This window comes from Paraburkholderia sediminicola (assembly GCF_046026895.1).
Classification (GTDB): Bacteria; Pseudomonadota; Gammaproteobacteria; order Burkholderiales; family Burkholderiaceae; genus Paraburkholderia; species Paraburkholderia sediminicola_C.
The window spans coordinates 36,125-54,492 of the sequence record NZ_JAQQEU010000035.1 but is presented as its reverse complement, the minus strand read 5'-3'; the positions used below and the strand labels follow the sequence as shown (position 1 = coordinate 54,492).

17 protein-coding genes are annotated in these 18,368 nt (G+C 65.6%); 7 read left to right on the top strand and 10 right to left on the bottom strand.

Features of this window, described 5'->3' with window-relative positions:
* Window positions 1–116: 116 nt before the first annotated feature.
* From dalD to PQR02_RS23320, 3 genes are all read left to right on the top strand, one after another.
* The gene (gene dalD / locus PQR02_RS23330) at window positions 117–1,529 is read left to right on the top strand and encodes a D-arabinitol 4-dehydrogenase (protein ID WP_408236463.1); all 1,413 of its coding nucleotides are present in this window, start codon (window positions 117–119) and stop codon (window positions 1,527–1,529) included.
* 114 nt (window positions 1,530–1,643) lie between these two features.
* A complete protein-coding gene (xylB, locus tag PQR02_RS23325) occupies window positions 1,644–3,125 on the top strand; it encodes a xylulokinase (RefSeq protein WP_408236460.1) in 1,482 nt (493 codons plus the stop codon).
* A gap of 82 nt (window positions 3,126–3,207) precedes the next feature.
* Window positions 3,208–4,155, top strand: coding sequence for a sugar-binding transcriptional regulator (locus tag PQR02_RS23320; protein WP_408236457.1), 948 nt, complete (start codon window positions 3,208–3,210; stop codon window positions 4,153–4,155).
* 124 nt (window positions 4,156–4,279) lie between these two features.
* On the opposite strand, the gene PQR02_RS23315 is transcribed toward PQR02_RS23320, so the two are convergent.
* The 7 genes from PQR02_RS23315 to PQR02_RS23285 all read right to left on the bottom strand — a co-directional run bounded on the left by PQR02_RS23315 (window position 4,280) and on the right by PQR02_RS23285 (window position 10,687).
* Window positions 4,280–4,576 (bottom strand): DUF1330 domain-containing protein, encoded by a 297-nt coding sequence (locus PQR02_RS23315; protein WP_408236454.1) that lies wholly within the window; start codon window positions 4,574–4,576, stop codon window positions 4,280–4,282.
* Window positions 4,577–4,633: 57 nt separating this feature from the next.
* Window positions 4,634–5,743: an ABC transporter ATP-binding protein gene (locus PQR02_RS23310; protein ID WP_408236451.1), complete on the bottom strand. Its 1,110-nt coding sequence runs from the start codon at window positions 5,741–5,743 to the stop codon at window positions 4,634–4,636.
* A gap of 97 nt (window positions 5,744–5,840) precedes the next feature.
* Entirely contained in the window at window positions 5,841–6,530 is a 690-nt protein-coding gene (locus PQR02_RS23305) for an HAD family hydrolase (protein WP_408236448.1), read from the bottom strand.
* Window positions 6,527–7,360 carry a carbohydrate ABC transporter permease gene (locus PQR02_RS23300; protein WP_408236555.1) on the bottom strand — a complete coding sequence of 278 codons (834 nt, stop codon included), beginning with the start codon at window positions 7,358–7,360 and terminating at the stop codon, window positions 6,527–6,529. The genes PQR02_RS23305 and PQR02_RS23300 overlap by 4 nt, the downstream gene beginning before the upstream one ends.
* A gap of 38 nt (window positions 7,361–7,398) precedes the next feature.
* Complete coding sequence (locus tag PQR02_RS23295; protein ID WP_408236445.1) at window positions 7,399–8,334, bottom strand: carbohydrate ABC transporter permease; 936 nt, start codon at window positions 8,332–8,334, stop codon at window positions 7,399–7,401.
* Between the two features lie 162 nt (window positions 8,335–8,496).
* On the bottom strand, window positions 8,497–9,819 hold the full coding sequence (locus tag PQR02_RS23290) for an ABC transporter substrate-binding protein (RefSeq protein ID WP_408236442.1): 1,323 nt from the start codon (window positions 9,817–9,819) through the stop codon (window positions 8,497–8,499).
* 85 nt (window positions 9,820–9,904) lie between these two features.
* Window positions 9,905–10,687 (bottom strand): L-iditol 2-dehydrogenase, encoded by a 783-nt coding sequence (locus PQR02_RS23285; protein WP_408236439.1) that lies wholly within the window; start codon window positions 10,685–10,687, stop codon window positions 9,905–9,907.
* A 335-nt stretch (window positions 10,688–11,022) separates the two neighbouring features.
* On the opposite strand from PQR02_RS23285, the gene PQR02_RS23280 reads away from it, so the two are divergent.
* From PQR02_RS23280 to PQR02_RS23265, 4 genes are all read left to right on the top strand, one after another.
* Window positions 11,023–11,502 (top strand): Fur family transcriptional regulator, encoded by a 480-nt coding sequence (locus PQR02_RS23280; RefSeq protein ID WP_408236436.1) that lies wholly within the window; start codon window positions 11,023–11,025, stop codon window positions 11,500–11,502.
* Window positions 11,503–11,602: 100 nt separating this feature from the next.
* Window positions 11,603–12,583, top strand: a complete 981-nt coding sequence (locus PQR02_RS23275; RefSeq protein WP_408236433.1) for a metal ABC transporter solute-binding protein — start codon at window positions 11,603–11,605, stop codon at window positions 12,581–12,583.
* Window positions 12,580–13,551 carry an ABC transporter ATP-binding protein gene (locus PQR02_RS23270; protein WP_408236430.1) on the top strand — a complete coding sequence of 324 codons (972 nt, stop codon included), beginning with the start codon at window positions 12,580–12,582 and terminating at the stop codon, window positions 13,549–13,551. Before PQR02_RS23275 ends, PQR02_RS23270 begins: the two co-directional genes overlap by 4 nt.
* Window positions 13,544–14,326 (top strand): metal ABC transporter permease, encoded by a 783-nt coding sequence (locus tag PQR02_RS23265; protein ID WP_408236427.1) that lies wholly within the window; start codon window positions 13,544–13,546, stop codon window positions 14,324–14,326. The genes PQR02_RS23270 and PQR02_RS23265 overlap by 8 nt, the downstream gene beginning before the upstream one ends.
* A gap of 75 nt (window positions 14,327–14,401) precedes the next feature.
* On the opposite strand, the gene fghA is transcribed toward PQR02_RS23265, so the two are convergent.
* The 3 genes from fghA to PQR02_RS23250 form a co-directional block, all read right to left on the bottom strand.
* Window positions 14,402–15,253, bottom strand: coding sequence for an S-formylglutathione hydrolase (fghA, locus tag PQR02_RS23260; RefSeq protein ID WP_408236424.1), 852 nt, complete (start codon window positions 15,251–15,253; stop codon window positions 14,402–14,404).
* A gap of 15 nt (window positions 15,254–15,268) precedes the next feature.
* On the bottom strand, window positions 15,269–16,375 hold the full coding sequence (locus PQR02_RS23255) for an S-(hydroxymethyl)glutathione dehydrogenase/class III alcohol dehydrogenase (protein WP_408236421.1): 1,107 nt from the start codon (window positions 16,373–16,375) through the stop codon (window positions 15,269–15,271).
* A gap of 246 nt (window positions 16,376–16,621) precedes the next feature.
* On the bottom strand, window positions 16,622–18,079 hold the full coding sequence (locus PQR02_RS23250) for a xylulokinase (protein WP_408236418.1): 1,458 nt from the start codon (window positions 18,077–18,079) through the stop codon (window positions 16,622–16,624).
* Window positions 18,080–18,368: the final 289 nt, after the last annotated feature.

Sequence of the window (18,368 nt, the reverse complement as noted above, 5' to 3'; positions counted from 1 at the left end):
CCCGGCGACCAATTTTATGGGATCGGAGTAAGCGCTAAAGCGCTAACCCGGCGACCAATTTTATGGGATCGGAGTAAGCGCTAAAGCGCTAACTCCGATCGACACAGGAGACACACATGAACAGCGGGCAAGGCAGCGGCGCAGCCGCACACGTGATCCTGCACATCGGCGCGGGATCGTTTCATCGCGCACATCAGGCGTGGTATCTGCATCGATTGAACGAGGCGAAACCGGCCGGCGAGCCGCACTGGTCGTTGACCGTCGGCAACATCCGCAGCGACATGAACGCGGTGCTCGACGCGCTCGCCGCGCAAAACGGCGTCTATACGCTCGAAACCGTTACGCCTCAGGGCGAGCGCGCATACGAGACGATCCGTTCGATCGAGCGCGTAGTGCCGTGGACCGAAAACCTCGGCGCGCTGATCGAAGCCGGCGCCGATCCGGCCTGCAAGATCATCGCGTTCACCGTCACCGAAGGCGGCTACTACCTCGACGAAGACGACCGGCTCGATACCGCGAACGCCGATCTCGCCACCGACCTCAAAGGCGGCCACACCACGATCTACGGCGCGCTGGCGGCGATTCTCGACGCACGCATGAAACGCGGCGCGGGCCCCGTCACGCTGCAGACTTGCGACAACCTGCGCAGCAACGGCGAACGTTTTCACGCGGGCATGAGCGAGTTTCTCGAACGGCGCGGCGCCGCCGGACTGGCGCAATGGTTCGACGACCACACCGTATGCCCGAGTTCGATGGTCGACCGCATCACGCCGCGCCCGACGCCCGACGTGCGCGAGCGCGTCAAGGCCGCGACCGGTGTGGACGACGCGTGTCCGGTGATGAGCGAAGCGTTCATCCAGTGGGTGATCGAAGACCGCTTCATCGCTGGCCGCCCGGCATGGGAGAAGGTCGGCGCCGAACTGGTCGACTCCGTGCTGCCGTACGAGGAAGCGAAGATCCGCATTCTCAACGCGACGCACAGCTGCATCGCGTGGGCGGGCACCTTGGTCGGGCTGAACTACATTCACGAAGGCACGCTCGACGCGGACATTCGCCAGTTCGCATTCGACTACGTGACCGAGGACGTGATTCCGTGTCTGTCGCCGAGTCCGCTCGATCTGGAACGGTATCGCGACGTGGTGCTCGAACGCTTCAGTAATCCGTATATCCAGGACACCAACCAGCGTGTCGCGGCCGACGGTTTTTCCAAGCTGCCGGGTTTCATCGCGCCGACGCTCTCCGAGTGTTTCGAACGCGGCGCCACGCCCGCCGCGACGGCGATACTGCCCGCGCTGTTCTTCCGCTTTCTCGAACGCTGGCACTTGGGCAAGCTGCCGTATGCGTATCAGGACGGCGTGATGGACGAGGGCGTCGCGCACAGCTTCTTCACGGCGCCCGATCCGTTGCAGGCTTTCGCCGCGGACCGTCTGCTGTGGGGCAGCATGGCGCAGACCCCGGAACTGGAAGCGGCGCTCGCGGGTGCGCTCGCGCGCGTCGATGTCTGGCTCGCCAAACGCGGCGCGATTTGAACACCGCACCGCGCTCTCTTTCGAATCACGCGCGCTGCCAGGCTTAATGCGCATGGCAGCGCGCGGCATGTGCGGCTAAAGTAGCGCATCCCTAACGACGAAGGTTTCGCGCCCATGTATCTCGGCATCGACCTCGGCACGTCCGAAGTGAAAGTTCTGCTGCTCGCCTCCGATGGACGCGTGATCGGCACCGCAGGCTCGCCCTTTACCGTTTCGCGTCCGCATCAGCGTTGGGCCGAACAGAACCCCGAGGACTGGTGGACGGGCACGCGCGCGGCGCTCGCCGCACTGCGCGCGCGGCATCCCGACGAGTTCGCGCAGATTCGCGGCATCGGCCTGTCGGGGCAGATGCACGGCGCGGTGCTGCTGGATGCCGCGGACCGCGTGCTGCGCCCCGCAATCCTGTGGAACGACATGCGCAGCGACAAGGAGTGCGCGGAGCTGACCGAGCGCGCGCCGGACCTGCACAGCGTCGCCGGCAATCTGGCGATGCCGGGTTTCACCGCGCCGAAGCTGCTGTGGGTCGCGCGTCATGAGCCCGAGATCTTCGCGCGCACCGCCTGCGTGCTGCTGCCGAAAGATTATTTGCGCCTGCAGCTGACGGGCGGCAAGGTGTCCGATCCGTCGGATGCGGCCGGCACTTTGTGGCTCGATGTCGCCAAACGCGACTGGTCGGAGTCGCTGCTGGCCGCATGCAACATGACGCGCGCGCAGATGCCGGCCCTCGCCGAAGGCAGCGCGCCTTCCGGCACGCTGCTGCCCGAAGTCGCGCGCGAATTCGGTTTGCGTGACGGGGTGATCGTCGCGGCCGGCGGCGGCGACAACGCCACCAGCGCGATCGGCATCGGCGCGACGCAACCGGGCGACGGCTTCGTGTCGCTCGGCACGTCGGGTGTGCTGTGCGTGGTCGGCGACAGTTTCCGGCCGAACCCGGCGTCCGCTGTGCACGCTTTCTGTCACGCGATTCCGGACCGCTGGCATCAGATGAGCGTGGTGTTGTCGGCGGCGAGTTGTTTGCGCTGGGTCTGCAAGCTCACCTCCACCGACGAGCCGACCCTGCTCGCCGAAATCGAGGCGCTCCCCGCCGACGCGTTGACCACCGCGCCGCTGTTCCTGCCGTATCTGTCCGGTGAACGCACGCCCCACAACGACCCGTATGCGCAAGGCGTGTTCTTCGGCATGAACCACGCGACCGATCGCGCGTTGCTCGGCTATGCGGTGCTCGAAGGCGTGACGCTCGCGCTCACCGACGGCCTCGACGCGCTGCGCGCGGCCGGCACCGAAGCGAAGGCGCTGTCGCTGCTCGGCGGCGGCGCGCGCAGCGATTACTGGGCACAACTGCTGGCGGATGCGCTCGATACCGCAACCCGCAAACACGGCGGCGGCGAAACCGGCGCGGCGCTCGGCGCGGCGCGACTCGGCTGGCTGGCCGCGGGCGGCGATCCAGCCACGGTGCTGACCAAGCCGCCAATCGAAAAGGAGTTCACGCCGAATCCGCGCCGGCATGCGGAGTTGCGCACGCGGCTCGAAGCCTATCGCGCGCTGTACCGTCACGTGCGGCCGCTGTTCGATCCGGCGCGAGCGCCGCTCGCCTGAGCCAGCGGCAAACCACGGCCGGCTGCCGTTGAGAGGGGCGGACCGGCTGTTATCATCGGCGCACTTCAAGCGAACCGTTACCGTGCCCAAGTCCACAGAAAAACTAGATCTCGCTACGCGTGCGGCGTGGCTTTACTACGTCGCCGGCAATACCCAGAACGAAATCGCCGAGAAGCTGCAGGTCTCTCGCCCGGTCGCGCAACGGCTGGTCGCGTTCGCGGTGGAAAAGAATCTGATTCGCGTGCGTGTCGATCACAAACTGGCCGACTGTCTGTCGCTGGCGGAACAACTGTCCAAGCGCTACGGCCTCAGCCTGTGCGAAGTCGTGCCGATCGACGGCGACACATCCGACGAAGTCGACCGCAAGCTGGCGGTGGCCGGCGCGCAGGTGATGGAACGCTATCTCGCCGCCGAAAAGCCGATGGTGGTCGCGGTGAGCAGCGGCCGCACGCTGAAGGCCGCGGTCGATCAGATCGCGCAACTGGACCGTCCGCAGCACCGGCTGGTGTCGATGGTCGGGGCGATCGCGCAGGACGGCTCGTCGAACCGCTACGACGTCGCGCTGCACATTTCCGAGAAGACGGGCGGCAAGCATTTCCTGCTGCCCGCGCCGCTGCTCGCCGATAGCGAAGCCGAGCGCGCGCAGTGGTGTAATCACCGGCTGTACCGGATCGTCGAGTCGCTGTCGGCGCAAGCCGATGTCGCGTTCGTCGGGATCGGCAATATCGGGCCGAAGTGTCCGCTGCACGAAGACGGCTTCATCACGTCGGCGGAAGTGAAGGAGCTGATGCAGAACGGCGCGGTGGCGGAAATGCTCGGACTGCCGATCGATGCCGCCGGCGCGCACGTCGAATCGCCGACCGGCCGCCGTGTGACGAGCATCGCACTCGACGCGCCGCCGCGCCGCCCGACGATCGGTTTCGCCGGCGGGCAGCGCAAACGCGAAGCGCTGATCGCGGTGCTCAAGGGTGGCTGGCTGTCGGGTTTGGTGACCGACGAGTTGTGCGCGCGGGCGGCATTGGAAGCGTGAGCGTTGCGGCTTTGCGGGCTGTACGCGTTCGGCCGTACGCGTTAGCCAGACAGACAGTCTCGTACGCCGGTTCGCGGATGGCGGCCTGCGTGAGAGCAGCAAAGGAAAGCGGGACCCCACCGCATTACAGCAGCGGCAGCCCCTCGGTAATGATGATCCGGTAATCGCCGCCCTTCAGGCGCGTCTCGCTCACGGCCTGATACGCCGGACTTCGATACCACGCCAGCGCTTCATCGTAGCCGGTGAATTCGAGAATCAGAATGTCCTCGATCGCGGGCCCTTCCACCACTTCCTTGCGCCCGTGACTCGCCAGCATCATCACCGGATGCTGTTCGAAGACTGCGGGCGCGATCTGTTTGTATTCTTCCAGCTTGGCGGAGTCCAGGGTTTTCTCGCGCGTGATGACCACATAGGCGGGCATGAGCGTTTTCTGAGCGTGAATGAACGGAAAGCGGCGCGCCCGCCGCTTTCCCGAACCTCACGCGGCCAGCACTTCGACGATCTTACGCTGGAATGCTTTCCCTTCGCTGTCGAACAGATGGCAGTGGTCGGGCGTGGCGCCGAGCTTTTGCGTGTCGCCCTTGCCGTGCCGTTCGAGCGGCGGAATCCGCGCGATCAGGCCGTCCGGCGCGACGCTGGATTCCGCATACAGATACGCCGCGTCGCCGAGCGATTCGACCGCCATCGTGCGGGCCGACACGCCGTCGTCGGTGGTGCCCACATGCAGATGTTCGGGCCGGATGCCGACCGTCACCTTGTCGCCCTGCTTGACCGCGCCCGGCTCAACCGCGACGCGCTGCGTTTCACCCGTCTCGTAGAGCACCGTGACGCCGTCATGCGTGACCGACTGCACGACGCCTTCCATGAAGTTCATTTTCGGCGACCCGATGAAGCCCGCGACGAAACGGTTGGCGGGTGCGTGATACAGCATGGTCGGGCTGCCGACCTGCTCGAGATTGCCCGCCGACAGCACGACGATCTTGTCGGCCAGCGTCATGGCTTCGACCTGATCGTGCGTCACGTAGATCATCGTGGTCTTGAGTTCGTCGTGTAGACGCGCGAATTCGAGGCGCATCTTCACGCGCAGCGCGGCGTCGAGGTTCGACAACGGTTCGTCGAACAGGAACACTTTCGGCTTGCGCGTGATCGCGCGGCCGATCGCCACGCGCTGGCGTTGGCCGCCCGACAGCTGCTTGGGCTTGCGATCGAGCAGATGGTCGATGTGCAGGATCTTGGCCGCGTTGCGCACCGCCGCGTCGATCTCCGGCTTCTTCGTGCCCGCAAGCTTCAGGCCGAACGCCATGTTGTCGTACAGCGTCATGTGCGGATACAGCGCGTACGACTGGAACACCATCGCGATGCCGCGCTTGGCGGGTTGCACGTCGTTCACGCGTGTGCCGTCGATGGTCAGATCGCCGCCGCTGATGTCTTCGAGACCGGCGATCATCCGCATCAAGGTCGATTTACCGCAGCCGCTCGGGCCTACGAATACGACGAATTCGCCGTCCGCGATGTCGAGGTTGATGTCGCGCATCACTTCGTTCTCGTCGTAGGCCTTTCTGATGTTGCGCAGAGTTACGCTTGCCATGATCTGTCTCCGTGTAATGCTGTGTGTTGCCTGGGTGTTGTCTGGGTATTGCCTATGCGTGCCTTTGCGTTCAGTTTTCGTCGCCGTAAGCAGGCGCTCAAGGCGCCGCCGCCGTCGCGCTCAGCGTCCATTGCGCGACCAGATCAGGCAACTGCTGCATGTCGTCGAATACGTGACGCGCGCCAGCCGCATGCAGCCTGTCGATCTGCGCATCGCTCGCGTGGCCGCCGCCGACAAAACCGAGTACCGTCATGCCCGCCGCGCTCGCCGCCGTCACGCCCGTCACGCTGTCCTCCACCACGAGGCACGCGGACGGCGCGAGTGCGAGCCCTTGCGCGGCCGCCAGATAGACATCGGGCGCGGGCTTCGGATTCGGCACCGCGTCGGCGCAGAAGAGCCGCTCGCCGAAGAACCGCACGAGGCCCGTGCGCGCCAGAACAGCCTCCACGTACGGCCGGTAGCTGTTGCTCGCGCAGCCTTTGACGAGCGGCACCTGGGCCAGCGCGGCCTCGATGCCTTCGACCACCGGCGCCTCTATCGCCGCCGCTTCCACCGCGCGGCGAATCGCGTCGATGTCAGCGGCGCTCAAGCTTTTGCCGAGCTGGGCCGCCGTCCCCTGCAACACACTCTCGATGCGCAGGCCGAGCAGCGGCAGCACCACCGGCTCGACAACGGTATCGGGCCAACGCGCTTCGAGTTCCTGCACGAGCATCTGCGCCGCCACGGCTTCGCTGTCGATCAGCACACCGTCGCAATCGCAGATCAGCGCGAGCTTGCCTGGCGTCATTTGACCGCCCCGAACGTGAGGCCGCGCACCAGTTGCTTCTGCGACAACCACCCGACGATCAGGATCGGCGCGACCGCCAGCAGCGAAGCCGCCGACAGCTTGGCCCAGAACAAACCTTCAGGACTCGAATACGACGCGATGAACACGGTCAGCGGCGCGGCGTTCGAACTCGACAGGTTGATGCTCCAGAACGCTTCGTTCCACGACAGGATCACGAGCAGCAGCGCGGTGGACGCGAGTCCCGGCAGCGACATCGGCATCAGCAGATAGACGATTTCCTGCCACGTCGCGGCGCCGTCGATACGTCCGGCTTCGAGAATGTCGCGCGGAATTTCGGCGAAGTACGTGAACGACATCCACACCGCGATCGGCAGATTGATCAGCGTGTAGACGATCACCAGACCCGACACCGTATCCAGCAGGCCGCTGTTTTTCCACAGCAGATAGATCGGCACCAGCACGCCGACCGACGGCATCATCTTGGTCGACAGCATCCACAACAACACTTTCTGCGTGCGGCGCGTCGGGAAGAACGCCATCGCATAAGCCGCCGGCACGGCGAGAATCAGGCACAGCAGCGTGACACCCACCGAGATCAGGATCGAATTCCACGCGAACAGAAAGTAATTGCTGCGCGCGAACACCTCGCGGAAGCTGTCGAACGTCGGCGTGAAAAAGAGCGACGACGCATAAGCCTGCTGCTCGGTCTTGAACGCGGTGATCGTCATCCAGAAGATCGGGAAGAACAGCAGCAACGCGACCAGCCAGGCGATCACGCCGGGGATACCGCGGCGGATCGCGTCGAACGGCGACTTCGCCGGCACGGTCATGGGCGTCGTCGAGGACGCCGGAGTGGAGGCAACGTGGCTCATTTTTCGTACTCCCCTTTCAGGTTCTTCGCGAGCATCCGCACGAGGAAGAACGACACGATGTTGGCCAGCACGACAGCGAGAATGCCGCCCGCCGACGCAAGACCGACGTCGAACTGTTGCAGGCCCAGCGAAAAGATCAGGTACGACAGATTGGTGGTCGCGTTACCCGGACCGCCGCCCGTGGTCGTATAGATTTCGGCGAAGATCGACAGCAGGAAAATGGTCTCCATCATCACCACCACCGCGATCGCCCGTCTCAAGTGTGGCAGCGTGATGTAGAAGAACATCGAGAACGGACCCGCGCCGTCGATCTTCGCCGCTTCCTTCTGCTCCTGATCGAGCGACTGGATTGCGGTAAACAGAATCAGGAACGCGAACGGCAGCCATTGCCACGCGACGATCATGATCACCGCCGTGAGCGGATAGACGGCGAACCAGTCGATCGGCTGCAGGCCGATCGCGCGCATGCCTTGCGCGATCAGGCCGTACACCGGATGCAAGATCATGTTTTTCCAGATCAGCGCGCTCACCGTCGGCATCACGAAGAACGGCGCGATGGCGAGCAGACGCGCGACACCCTGGCCGTAAAACTTGCGGTCGAACAGGATCGCCATCAGCACGCCGCCGACCACGGTGATCACCAGCACGGAGACGATCAGTTCGAGCGTGTTCGCGATCGACGGCCAGAACGACGGATCGCTCGCGAGATACCGGTAGTTATCGAAGCCGGCGAAGCCGTGCAGATCCGGGTTCAGCAGGTTGTAGTGCGAGAAAGAAAACCAGATCGTCATCGCGAGCGGAATCGCCATCCACAGCACCAGCACGGCGACCGACGGCGAGACCAGCCAGCGGGCCGAATTGGCTTTGCGGAGTTCGCGTTCTCTTTCTGTCTGGGGATGGGCATGCATGAGAGGTAGGCGCAAAGGACGCATGATTGACCACCTGTTCGGTAATGCGCGGGGCGTCCGCCGGAACGGCGTCTGCCGCGCGAAGCGCGGCGCGAACGGCCCGCTGTGCTGCGTGAGCCGGCTGACGGGCGTCAGCCGGCGCGTGCCACATCACTGAAGTGGCTGGGTTGCCGCGTTACTTCTGCTTCACTTCTGATAACCGGCCTGCTTCACCGCGCGATCCGCGGTCGCATTGCCGGCTGCCAGCGCCTGATCGACCGTCATCTGGCCGGCAATCGCTCCGGAGATGCTTTGACCGACCACGGTGCCAAACGACTGGAACTCAGGAATCCCGACGAACTGCACGCCCGTGTACGGCACCGGCTTGAGAGTCGGGTGATCGGGGTCAGCCGTTTCGATTGCCTTCAGCACGAAAGCGCCGAACGGTGCGGCCTTCTGGTACTCGGGGCGCGCGTACGTCGAACTGCGCGTTCCCGGCGGCACCGAAGCCCAGCCTTCATCCTTCGCGACCAGTTCGATGTAATCCTTCGACGTGGCCCACGTGATGAACTTCTTCGCCGCGTCGGGCTGCTTCGACGACTTCGGAATCGCCAGCGCCCACGCCCACAGCCAGTGCGAACCCTTCGGCGTGACGGCGATCGGCGCCGCGGCGAAACCGACCTTGTCCGAGATCTGCGACTGCTGCTTGTTGTACAGGATGCCGGCCGCCACCGTCGCGTCGATCCACATCCCGCACTTGCCCGACGACATCAGCGTGAGGTTTTCGTTGAAGCCGTTCGAACTGGCTCCAGGAGGGCCGTCTTTCTTCAGCAGATCGACGTAGAACGTCATCGCCTTCTTCCATTCCGGCGACGTGAGCTGCGCGTTCCACTTCTCGTCGAACCAGCGGCCGCCGAAGGTGTTCACCACCGTCGTGCCGTACGCCATGTTTTCGCCCCAGCCCGCCTTGCCGCGCAGGCAGATGCCGTAGATGCCGTTGGCCTTGTCGGTGAGCTTGTCGGCGAATTGCGCGATCTGGTCGTAGGTCGGCTGATCGGGCATTTTCAGGCCGGCCTTGTCGAACAGATCCTTGCGGTAATAGGTCATCGAACTTTCGACGTAGAACGGCAGCGCGTACAACTGGCCGCCGCTCGACAGGCCGTCGCGGGCCGTCTTCACGACGTCGTTCAGATCGTAGCTGGCGGGCAGATTGGTGAGCGGCGCAAGCCAGCCGCGCTTGCCCCACTGCGGCGTTTCATAGGCGCCGATCGTCATCACGTCGAACTGGCCGCTGCCGGTCGTGATGTCGGTCGTGGCGCGCTGCCGCAGCACGTTTTCCTCGAGGATCACCCAGTTCAGCTTGATGTCCGGATTCGCCTTTTCGAATGCGGGCGAGAGCTTCTTCAGCTCGATCATGTCCGGGTTGTTCAACGTCGCGATCGTCACGGTGGCCGCCGACGCGCTCAACGCAAAGCATGCAACCGCGCCGGCACTGGCCGCCTTCAGCGTGGATTTGAAAGCTGGTTTCATGTGTTGTCTCCTTTCTCGTACGTTATGTGATGCTGCGTTTGTTCTACGAAAACGACGGGGACCGCGCAGGGTTGCGCGCCCACGTTCAACTCATCCAGTTGCCGCCATCGACGTTCAGCGTCTGCGCGGTGATGTAATCCGCGTCGGCCGAGGCGAGAAACAGCGCGGCGCCGGTCAGATCGTCCGGCACGCCCATGCGGCCGAGCGGCACCGCTTCGCCGACCAGCCGCTTCTTCTCGCCGAGCGGCCGGTTTTCATAGCGGGCGAAGAGCGCGTCGACTTCGTTCCACATCGGCGTGTCGACCACGCCCGGCGCGATGCCGTTCACGTTGATCTTGTGCGGCGCGAGCGCAAGCGCCGCGGATTGCGTGTAGCTGAGCACGGCCGCCTTGGTCGCGCAGTAGTGCGACACCAGCGCCTCGCCGCGCCGTCCGGCCTGCGACGACATGTTGATGATCTTGCCGCCGTGGCCCTGTTCGACCATCCGCCGCGCAACCGCTTGCATCAGGAAGAACATGCCCTTCACGTTGACCGCGAAGAGGCGGTCGAACACGTCCCAGGATTCGTCGAGGATCGGGCGCATGTCGAAGAGCGCCGCGTTGTTGAACAGAATGTCGACCTGGCCGAAGCGCTCCAGCGTGCTCGCCAGAATGCGCTCGATGTCGTCGCGGCGCGTGACATCGGCGCTCACGCTCAGCACCCGCTCGCCGTAAGCGGCGCGCAGCGCGTCGCCGAAACTGTCCGCCGGCTTCACGTCGACCAGCACGCAGCGCGCGCCTTCGTCCAGAAAGCGCCGCGCCACCGCTTCACCGATTCCACTGGCCGCGCCGGTGAGAATGGCCACCTTGTCTTGCAAACGTGCCCCCACTGCCTGTCTCCGGTTCGTTCTGCTTCTTGAGGCGCAGCGAGCGAACGCTCATTGCGCGAACAATTGCTCTGCTAGTGATCGAATGATCGGATACGGACCCGGTCATGTCAAGGCGCTCGACCAGATTTCGATGGTGCAGCGCGGAACGACGCTGGGCACGTTGCAGGTGCCTTCAGCAACACTAGTACGGGAAATAGACGACAGCCAATTCGCGTTGCGCGCAGGCGGCTGACAAACATTCGAGATACGTTATATCATTGCGGCCTTGCTTCGCTTCGAAGCCTTTGCGGTCTGAATGGCGGTTTCATTGCCGCTTTGTCTGGAGGTCCATGCCGATGGCTACGTCGATTGCAGAACACCACGCCGGGCGGCTCGCGCGTGCCGATGCGCACGCCGCCGCGCACGGACTTGCGCTGACGCCTTTGCGCCGTCAGGTGTACGCGGCGGTCGCCGCCAGCGAGCGGCCGATCGGCGCGTACGAGCTGCTGGCTGCGCTCGAGCCGGAACGCGGCCGCATGCCGCCCACGACCGTGTACCGCGCGCTCGACTTTCTGCTCGCGCACGGCTTCGTCCATCGGATCGAATCGAAGAATGCGTACGTGGCCTGTTGCGAAGTCGGCGTGCCGCATCGCAGCCAGTTCCTGATGTGCGACGGCTGCGGCGCGACCGTCGAGATTCCCGGCGACGACCTCGCCGACCAGCTGTCGCATAGCGGGCCCGCGAACGGCTTCGAAGTGCATCGCCAGGTGATCGAACTGAGCGGTCTGTGCGCGCCGTGCGCCCGCGCGGCGCGTCCCGAGGCCGGGTCTTCATGAAGTCGCGCACGAGCTGATTGCCCGCAGCCGCGCCGGCCGCGCGCCGCCACGGCCCCTAACGTTTGCAGTTCATTCAACTTTCACGCAGCAGGAAACAACGATGAAAAAAATCGGCTCGATGTGGTCCGGGGCGCGCCGCGCGCTGAAACTGTCGACGTGCGTGGCCGTAGGCGCGGCGGCGCTCGCGTTCGGCCCCGGTGCGTTTGCGGCGGACGCGAAAATCCCCGTGGTCGCCGCGGAGAATTTTTATGGCGATGTGGTGCGGCAACTGGGCGGCGATCGCGTCGACGTGACGAGCATTCTTAGCAATCCGGACCAGGACCCGCATCTGTTCGAAGCCAGCCCGAAAACCGCGCGCGCGTTGCAGCGCGCGAGCCTTGTGGTCTACAACGGCGCCGACTACGATCCGTGGATGGCGAAACTGCTGGCCGCGTCGAAGGGTGCGAAGCGCACCACGATCGTCGCCGCCGAGCTGACCGGCAAGAAGGGCGGCGACAATCCGCACCTCTGGTACGACCCGGCGACCATGCCGAAAGTGGCGCGCGCGGTGAGCGGCGCGCTCGTCGCGGCTGACCCCGCGCACAAGTCGGCGTACGATGCGAACCTTGCGAAGTTTCTCGACTCGCTCAAGCCGATCGACGCCAAGGTCGCTGAACTGCATGGCCGCTACGCGGGCGTGCCGGTCACGGCGACCGAGCCGGTGTTCGGCTACATGTCGGACGCGGTGGGCCTGACGATGCGCAACCAGCGCTTCCAGCTCGCGACCATGAACGACACCGAAGCCAGCGCGGCCGATATCGCCACGTTCGAACGTGATCTGCGCGAGAGACGCGTGCGCGTTCTGATCTATAACAGCCAGGCAACCGAGGCCCTGACCCAACGCATGTTGAAGCTCGCGCAGCAATCGCAGGTCCCGACCATGAGCGTCACCGAAACCCAGCCGGCCGGCAAGACCTATCAGACGTGGATGCTGAGCCAGCTCGACGCGCTGGGCGCTGCGCTGGCCGCGGCCGATGCGAGCGGCGCAAGCGGAGCGAACAGCGCGAAGGCGGCGGCCGGCGCCAAAGGAAAACCCCAATGACTTCGACTGGCCGCAACGCGCCAGCTAGCGCGCTCACCAGAGCCCCCCGCGGCGCGCCGGTGCTCGAACTGAACCACGTGTCGCTCGTACTCGGCGACCGCACGATCTTGCGCGACACCGGCTTCGTGGTGAACCAGGGCGAATTCATCGGCGTGCTCGGGCCGAACGGCGCGGGCAAGACCACGCTGATGCGCGCGGTGCTCGGCCTCGTGCCCGCGGCCCAGGGCGCGATCCGCGTGCTCGGGCAGCCGGTCGAACGCGGCAACGCGTCGATCGGCTATATGCCGCAGACGCGCAGCGCGCTCGCCGGCCGCCGCGTGCGCGGCCGCGATTTCGTCGCGATGGCCGCCGACGGCCATCGCTGGGGCTTGCCGCATGCGGATGCCAAAACCCGCGCCGACGTCGAGCGCGTGCTCGATCTGGTCGGCGGCCGCAAGCTGGCCGAGCGGCCACTCTCGGAGCTGTCGGGCGGCGAACGTCAGCGACTGCTGCTCGCGCAATGCCTGCTCGGCAATCCGAAGCTGCTGCTGCTCGACGAGCCGCTGATCAGCCTCGACCCGCATCATCAGAAGAGCGTGGTCGAACTGGTGCGCAGCGTGCAGCGGGAACTCGGCATCGCCGTGCTGTTTTCCGCGCACGAGCTGAATCCGCTGCTGAACTCGCTCGATCGCGTGCTGTATCTCGGCAGCGGCGTGGCGGCGCTCGGCACCGTCGACGAAGTGATCACGCGGCCGGTGCTATCGCGCCTGTATGGCTCGCCGATCGACGTGATGCGCGTGAACGGCCGCATCTTCGTGATGTCGGGCGGTGTCGAAGTCGAGAAGCACGATCACGGGCATGAACACGACGAGGGCGGCGGCCACGCTCACTCGCACTCGCATTCACACGGGCATTCGCACGACCACGGCGGCGCGCACGGCCACTCACACCAGCACGACTCACGCGACGGACACACGCACGATGTTTGAATACGATTTCATGGTGAACGCATTCGCGGCGTCGGGGATCGTCGCGGTGCTGGCAGGCGTGGTGGGCTATTTCCTGGTACTGCGCGGACAGACCTTCGCCGGCCACGCGCTCTCGCACGTGGGCTTCACCGGCGCGACCGGCGCGGTGCTGATCGGCATCTCGCCGATCTGGGGGATGATCGGTTTCACGCTCGCGGCGGGCGTCGGCATGGGCGCGCTGGGCGAACGTCTGGCCGGCCGCGACGTCGCGATCGGCGTGATCCTGTCGCTGTCGCTCGGCTTCGGTTTGCTGTTTCTGCACTTCTTCACCGCGTACGCGACCCAGGTCACCGCGCTGCTGTTCGGCAACGTGCTCGGCGTGAATGCGTCGACGCTCGGCGTGCTGGCGGCGTTGAGCGTCGTCAGTCTGGGCGCGCTCGCGGCGATCATGCGGCCGCTGCTGTTCGCTTCGTTGCAGCCGGAACTGGCCGAAGCGAAGGGCGTCTCGCTGCGTCTCGTGTCGATGCTGTTTCTGACGATCGTCGCGCTCGCCGTCGCGGCATGCACGCAGATCGTCGGCGTGCTGCTGGTGTTCACGCTGATGGTCGGCCCGGCCGCCGCAGCGCAAAACATGACGACGCGGCTCTCGGCCGGGCTGGTGCTCGCCGCCGGGTTCGCGCTGGCGCAGGCGTGGCTGGGTCTGACGCTGGCGTTCTATACCGATTGGCCGACGAGCTTCTGGATCACCGTGCTGTCGGCGGTGGTGTATGGCGGGAGTTTGCTGGGGCGGCGTTGAGCGGGCGCTGGCGCGCCGGCTTGCCGATGGCGGCGGCACACCTGCATGCCGCCGCCATCGCGATTTGCAAGGAAGTCAGCCGTTCAGCACCTTCGCGTGATGCGCGAGGTGATCCTCGATGAACGTCGAGATGAAGTAGTAACCGTGGTCGTAGCCCGCGTGACGGCGCAACGTCAGCGGCTGCCCTGCGGCCTGGCAGGCGGCTTCGAACACATCCGGGTTCAGTTGCTCGGCGAGGAACTGGTCAGCGAGTCCCTGATCGACCAGAATCCCTTGCGCGAACTTGCGCGGCGCGTGCGCCACCAGCTCGCTCGCGTCATACTGCCGCCACGCTTCGCGGTCTTCGCCCAGATAGCCGCTGAACGCCTTCACGCCCCACGGACAGCGCATCGGCGCAGCGATCGGCGCGAATGCCGACACCGACCGATAGATCTCCGGATTGCGCAGCGCCAGCGTCAACGCGCCGTGACCGCCCATCGAGTGCCCGAAGATCCCGAGCCGCGCGCCGTCCACCGGCAGATTGGCGAGCACCGTTTCGCGCAGTTCATCGCGCACGTAGGAGTACATGCGATAGTGCTGCGCCCAGGGCTGCTGCGTCGCATCGACGTAAAAGCCCGCGCCCACGCCGAAGTCCCACGCCGCGCTTTCGCCCGGCACGCCCGCGCCGCGCGGACTGGTATCCGGCGCGATCAGCGCGATGCCGTGCTGCGCCGCGAAGCGCTGCGCGCCGCCCTTCGTCGGAAACGTCTCTTCCGTGGAGGTGAGACCCGCGAGATAGAACAGCGCGGGCACGTTTGCGTTGGCCAGCAAAGCCTGCGGCGGCAGATACACCGAGAAGCGCATCGGCAAGCCGATGGTCTGCGAGTCGTGCCGGTAGATGCGCTGCTCGCCGCCATGGCACATGTGCGCCGATATGAGTTCCAGCATCGCGACGCTCCTCGTTTAGTAGATCACGACCGAGCGGATCGACTCGCCCTTCTTCATCAGATCGAAGCCTTCGTTGATGCGTTCGAGCGGCAGACGGTGCGTGATCAGATCGTCGATATTGATCTTGCCTTCCATGTACCAGTCGACGATCTTCGGCACGTCGGTGCGCCCGCGCGCGCCGCCGAATGCCGAGCCCTTCCACTCGCGGCCCGTCACCAGCTGGAACGGACGCGTGCTGATCTCCTCGCCCGCCGCCGCCACGCCGATGATGAACGACTGGCCCCAGCCCTTGTGCGTGCACTCCAGCGCCTGGCGCATGACCTTGGTGTTGCCGATGCATTCGAACGAATAGTCGGCGCCGCCATCGGTGAGCTGCACGATGTGGTCGACGACGTTTTCGACTTCGGTCGGGTTGATGAAGTGCGTCATGCCGAACTTCTTCGCGAGTTCGACGCGGCCCGGGTTGATATCGACGCCGATGATCCTGTCCGCGCCGACCATTTTGGCGCCCTGGATCACATTCAGGCCGATGCCGCCGAGCCCGAACACCACCACGTTCGCACCCGCCTCGACCTTGGCCGAATACACGACCGCGCCGACGCCGGTCGTCACGCCGCAGCCGATGTAGCAGATCTTGTCGAACGGCGCGTCCTCACGCACCTTCGCGACCGCGATTTCCGGCACGACGATGTAGTTCGAGAACGTGGACGTGCCCATGTAGTGAAAGAGCGGCTTGCCGTCGAGCGAGAAACGCGAGGTGGCGTCCGGCATCAGACCCTTGCCCTGGGTCGCGCGGATCGCCTGGCACAGGTTGGTCTTGCGCGACAGACAGAACTTGCACTGGCGGCATTCGGGCGTGTACAGCGGAATCACGTGATCGCCCTTCTTCAGTGTGCCGACACCCGGACCGGTATCGACGATCACGCCCGCGCCTTCGTGGCCGAGAATCGCCGGGAAGATGCCTTCCGGATCGGCGCCCGACAGCGTGTAGTAGTCGGTGTGGCAGATGCCCGTCGCCTTCACTTCGATCAGGACTTCACCGGCACGCGGCCCCTCCAGATCGACTTCCTCGATCGTCAACGGGGCGCCGGCTTTCCATGCGATTGCTGCTTTGGTTTTCATCGTCAATGCTCCTGTGAGTCTATGAATGCGACGCGCGTCGCGGTGCGTCGCGGCGCGTGGACGTCCCGCGGTGTCCCGTTTCGCTCGCTGCGCGTGACTCACGCGCGACGCGAGCGTTTCACGTTGCTGCGGCCCATCTCGTCCCGACCGGCCAGCAGCGCACGCCGGGTTCCAGCCTGGCGTGCGAAAAGCGTAATGGTATGGCAAAGCGCGGTATGGCGTTGTCCAAGGCCGGCATTGCTTCGGCTAACGAAGCGTCGCGTCGCCGAACCAGGTTTCGACGCGGCCGTACAGATCGAGAAAGCGCGCGTAGCGTGCGGCGAGCGCCGCATCGTCTCGCGGACCCGCGACGCGCGTCGCGCCTGGCGCGAGCGCGGCGAGATCAGCGGCGTGCCAATGGCCGCTGGCGAGGCCGCCGAGAATCGCTGCGCCACGCGGCGCGGCATTGGGACAATCGACCGCATGCAGTTCGACGTTCAGCGCGTCGGCGAGCAACTGACGCCAGCGCGCGTCGACGGAACCGCCGCCGGCAAGCTTCAATGCCGTCACCGTTGCGCCACTCGCACGAATCGCATCGAGCCCGGCGCGCAGCGAGAACGCGACGCCTTCGAACGCGGCGCGCATCATCGCGCCGCGTGTGTGATCGAGCGCGAGGCCGAGCCAGCCGCCGCGCGCCTGCGGGTTGAGCCAGGGCGTGCGCTCGCCCGTGAGGTACGGCAGGAAGGTCAGACCCCGTGCGGTGCTGTCGTTGGCGGCCGTGATCGAGTCCGCTGCATCACCGAACGCATCGCGATAAGCATCGGCCCATTCATACGAAAGCCAGCCGCGCACCCGCTCCAGCGCGATGCCTACGTTCTGCATCGCGGCCATCCGATACCAGTGATCACTCGCCGCCCGATAGCGATGCAAGCCCTTCGCCGCGGCGGGCGCCTGCGAGGCAAGCACGATGATCTGTCCGCCGGTGCCGGTGGTGAGCAACGCGTCGCCGTCGTGCGCGAGTCCGCTGCCTAGCGCCGCGCACGGCGTATCGGCGGCGCCGGTCGCGAGCACGATCCCGGCGCGCAGGCCGAGCGCCTGCGCCGCGCTCTCCGACAGCACGCCCCCCGCCGCATACGATGGCGCGAGCGGTGCGAACCATTCACGCGGAATCTGCAGGCGTTCGAGCAGCGCCGTGTCCCACACGCCGGCGGGATCGGCGAGCGCGGTCGCGCAGGCGTCGGACGGATCGGTCGCCACCGCGCCGCCGAGCGCGACGCGCAGCCAGTCCTTCGGCTGCAGCGCCCAGCGCGTGCCGCGGGCGATCTGCGGCTCATGCAGCACGATCCAGCGCAGCAACGGACCGGCCATGCCGGGCGCGACCGGATTCGGCTGCGGCTCGGGCCACGCATCGAGCAGATCCAGTGCGCGCGTGTCGGGCCAGAGCATCGCGGGACGCAACGCTTCGCCCGCAGCGTCGATCAACACGACGCCGTGCATCTGGCCGGAGAAGCCGATCGCCTGCACGTCGCGGCGCAATTCGCCGGGCAAGCACGCCATCGCTTCGCACAGTGCGCTCCACCATGTCAGCACGGATGTTTCCGCCCAACCCGCGTGCGGTGTGTCGAGTGCATAAGCGACGCTCGCCACCGCCTGCTCGCACCCGTGTGCGTCGACGATTGCCACTTTCAGGGAGCCGGTGCCGATGTCGATGCCGAGAAAACTCATGGGCGATGGGTCGTCAAAAGGGGGGAAGAATGATGTGCATCGGGCGCGAGGACAACACGCTGAAAATCCCGAATCGCGGGTTAACCCCGCCGTCCCGCGAGCCGCATGAAAACAGGACTATGCGCGAGCCGCGATACACCTCATTGATTCTCACATATATCCCCGCGCGCCGGGCACGCGCGGCGAGCGGCCTCACATCGCCGCTGCAAAGGGTTGAGCCCCGATCGCCCGCGCGCGCGCCTTTAAATCACCTTTCAAACGACGCGCTCGCATATCGTCACCGGGAATG

Bases quoted from the DNA above. Each gene is read 5' to 3' on its own strand.
- dalD (WP_408236463.1), top strand. From the start codon at position 117: ATGAACAGCGGGCAAGGCAGCGGCGCAGCCGCACACGTGATCCTGCAC.
- xylB (WP_408236460.1), top strand. From the start codon at position 1,644: ATGTATCTCGGCATCGACCTCGGCACGTCCGAAGTGAAAGTTCTGCTG.
- PQR02_RS23315 (WP_408236454.1), bottom strand. From the start codon at position 4,576: ATGCCCGCCTATGTGGTCATCACGCGCGAGAAAACCCTGGACTCCGCC.
- PQR02_RS23310 (WP_408236451.1), bottom strand. From the start codon at position 5,743: ATGGCAAGCGTAACTCTGCGCAACATCAGAAAGGCCTACGACGAGAAC.
- PQR02_RS23305 (WP_408236448.1), bottom strand. From the start codon at position 6,530: ATGACGCCAGGCAAGCTCGCGCTGATCTGCGATTGCGACGGTGTGCTG.
- PQR02_RS23300 (WP_408236555.1), bottom strand. From the start codon at position 7,360: ATGACCGTGCCGGCGAAGTCGCCGTTCGACGCGATCCGCCGCGGTATC.
- PQR02_RS23295 (WP_408236445.1), bottom strand. From the start codon at position 8,334: ATGCGTCCTTTGCGCCTACCTCTCATGCATGCCCATCCCCAGACAGAA.
- PQR02_RS23290 (WP_408236442.1), bottom strand. From the start codon at position 9,819: ATGAAACCAGCTTTCAAATCCACGCTGAAGGCGGCCAGTGCCGGCGCG.
- PQR02_RS23280 (WP_408236436.1), top strand. From the start codon at position 11,023: ATGGCTACGTCGATTGCAGAACACCACGCCGGGCGGCTCGCGCGTGCC.
- PQR02_RS23275 (WP_408236433.1), top strand. From the start codon at position 11,603: ATGAAAAAAATCGGCTCGATGTGGTCCGGGGCGCGCCGCGCGCTGAAA.
- PQR02_RS23270 (WP_408236430.1), top strand. From the start codon at position 12,580: ATGACTTCGACTGGCCGCAACGCGCCAGCTAGCGCGCTCACCAGAGCC.
- PQR02_RS23265 (WP_408236427.1), top strand. From the start codon at position 13,544: ATGTTTGAATACGATTTCATGGTGAACGCATTCGCGGCGTCGGGGATC.
- fghA (WP_408236424.1), bottom strand. From the start codon at position 15,253: ATGCTGGAACTCATATCGGCGCACATGTGCCATGGCGGCGAGCAGCGC.
- PQR02_RS23255 (WP_408236421.1), bottom strand. From the start codon at position 16,375: ATGAAAACCAAAGCAGCAATCGCATGGAAAGCCGGCGCCCCGTTGACG.
- PQR02_RS23250 (WP_408236418.1), bottom strand. From the start codon at position 18,079: ATGAGTTTTCTCGGCATCGACATCGGCACCGGCTCCCTGAAAGTGGCA.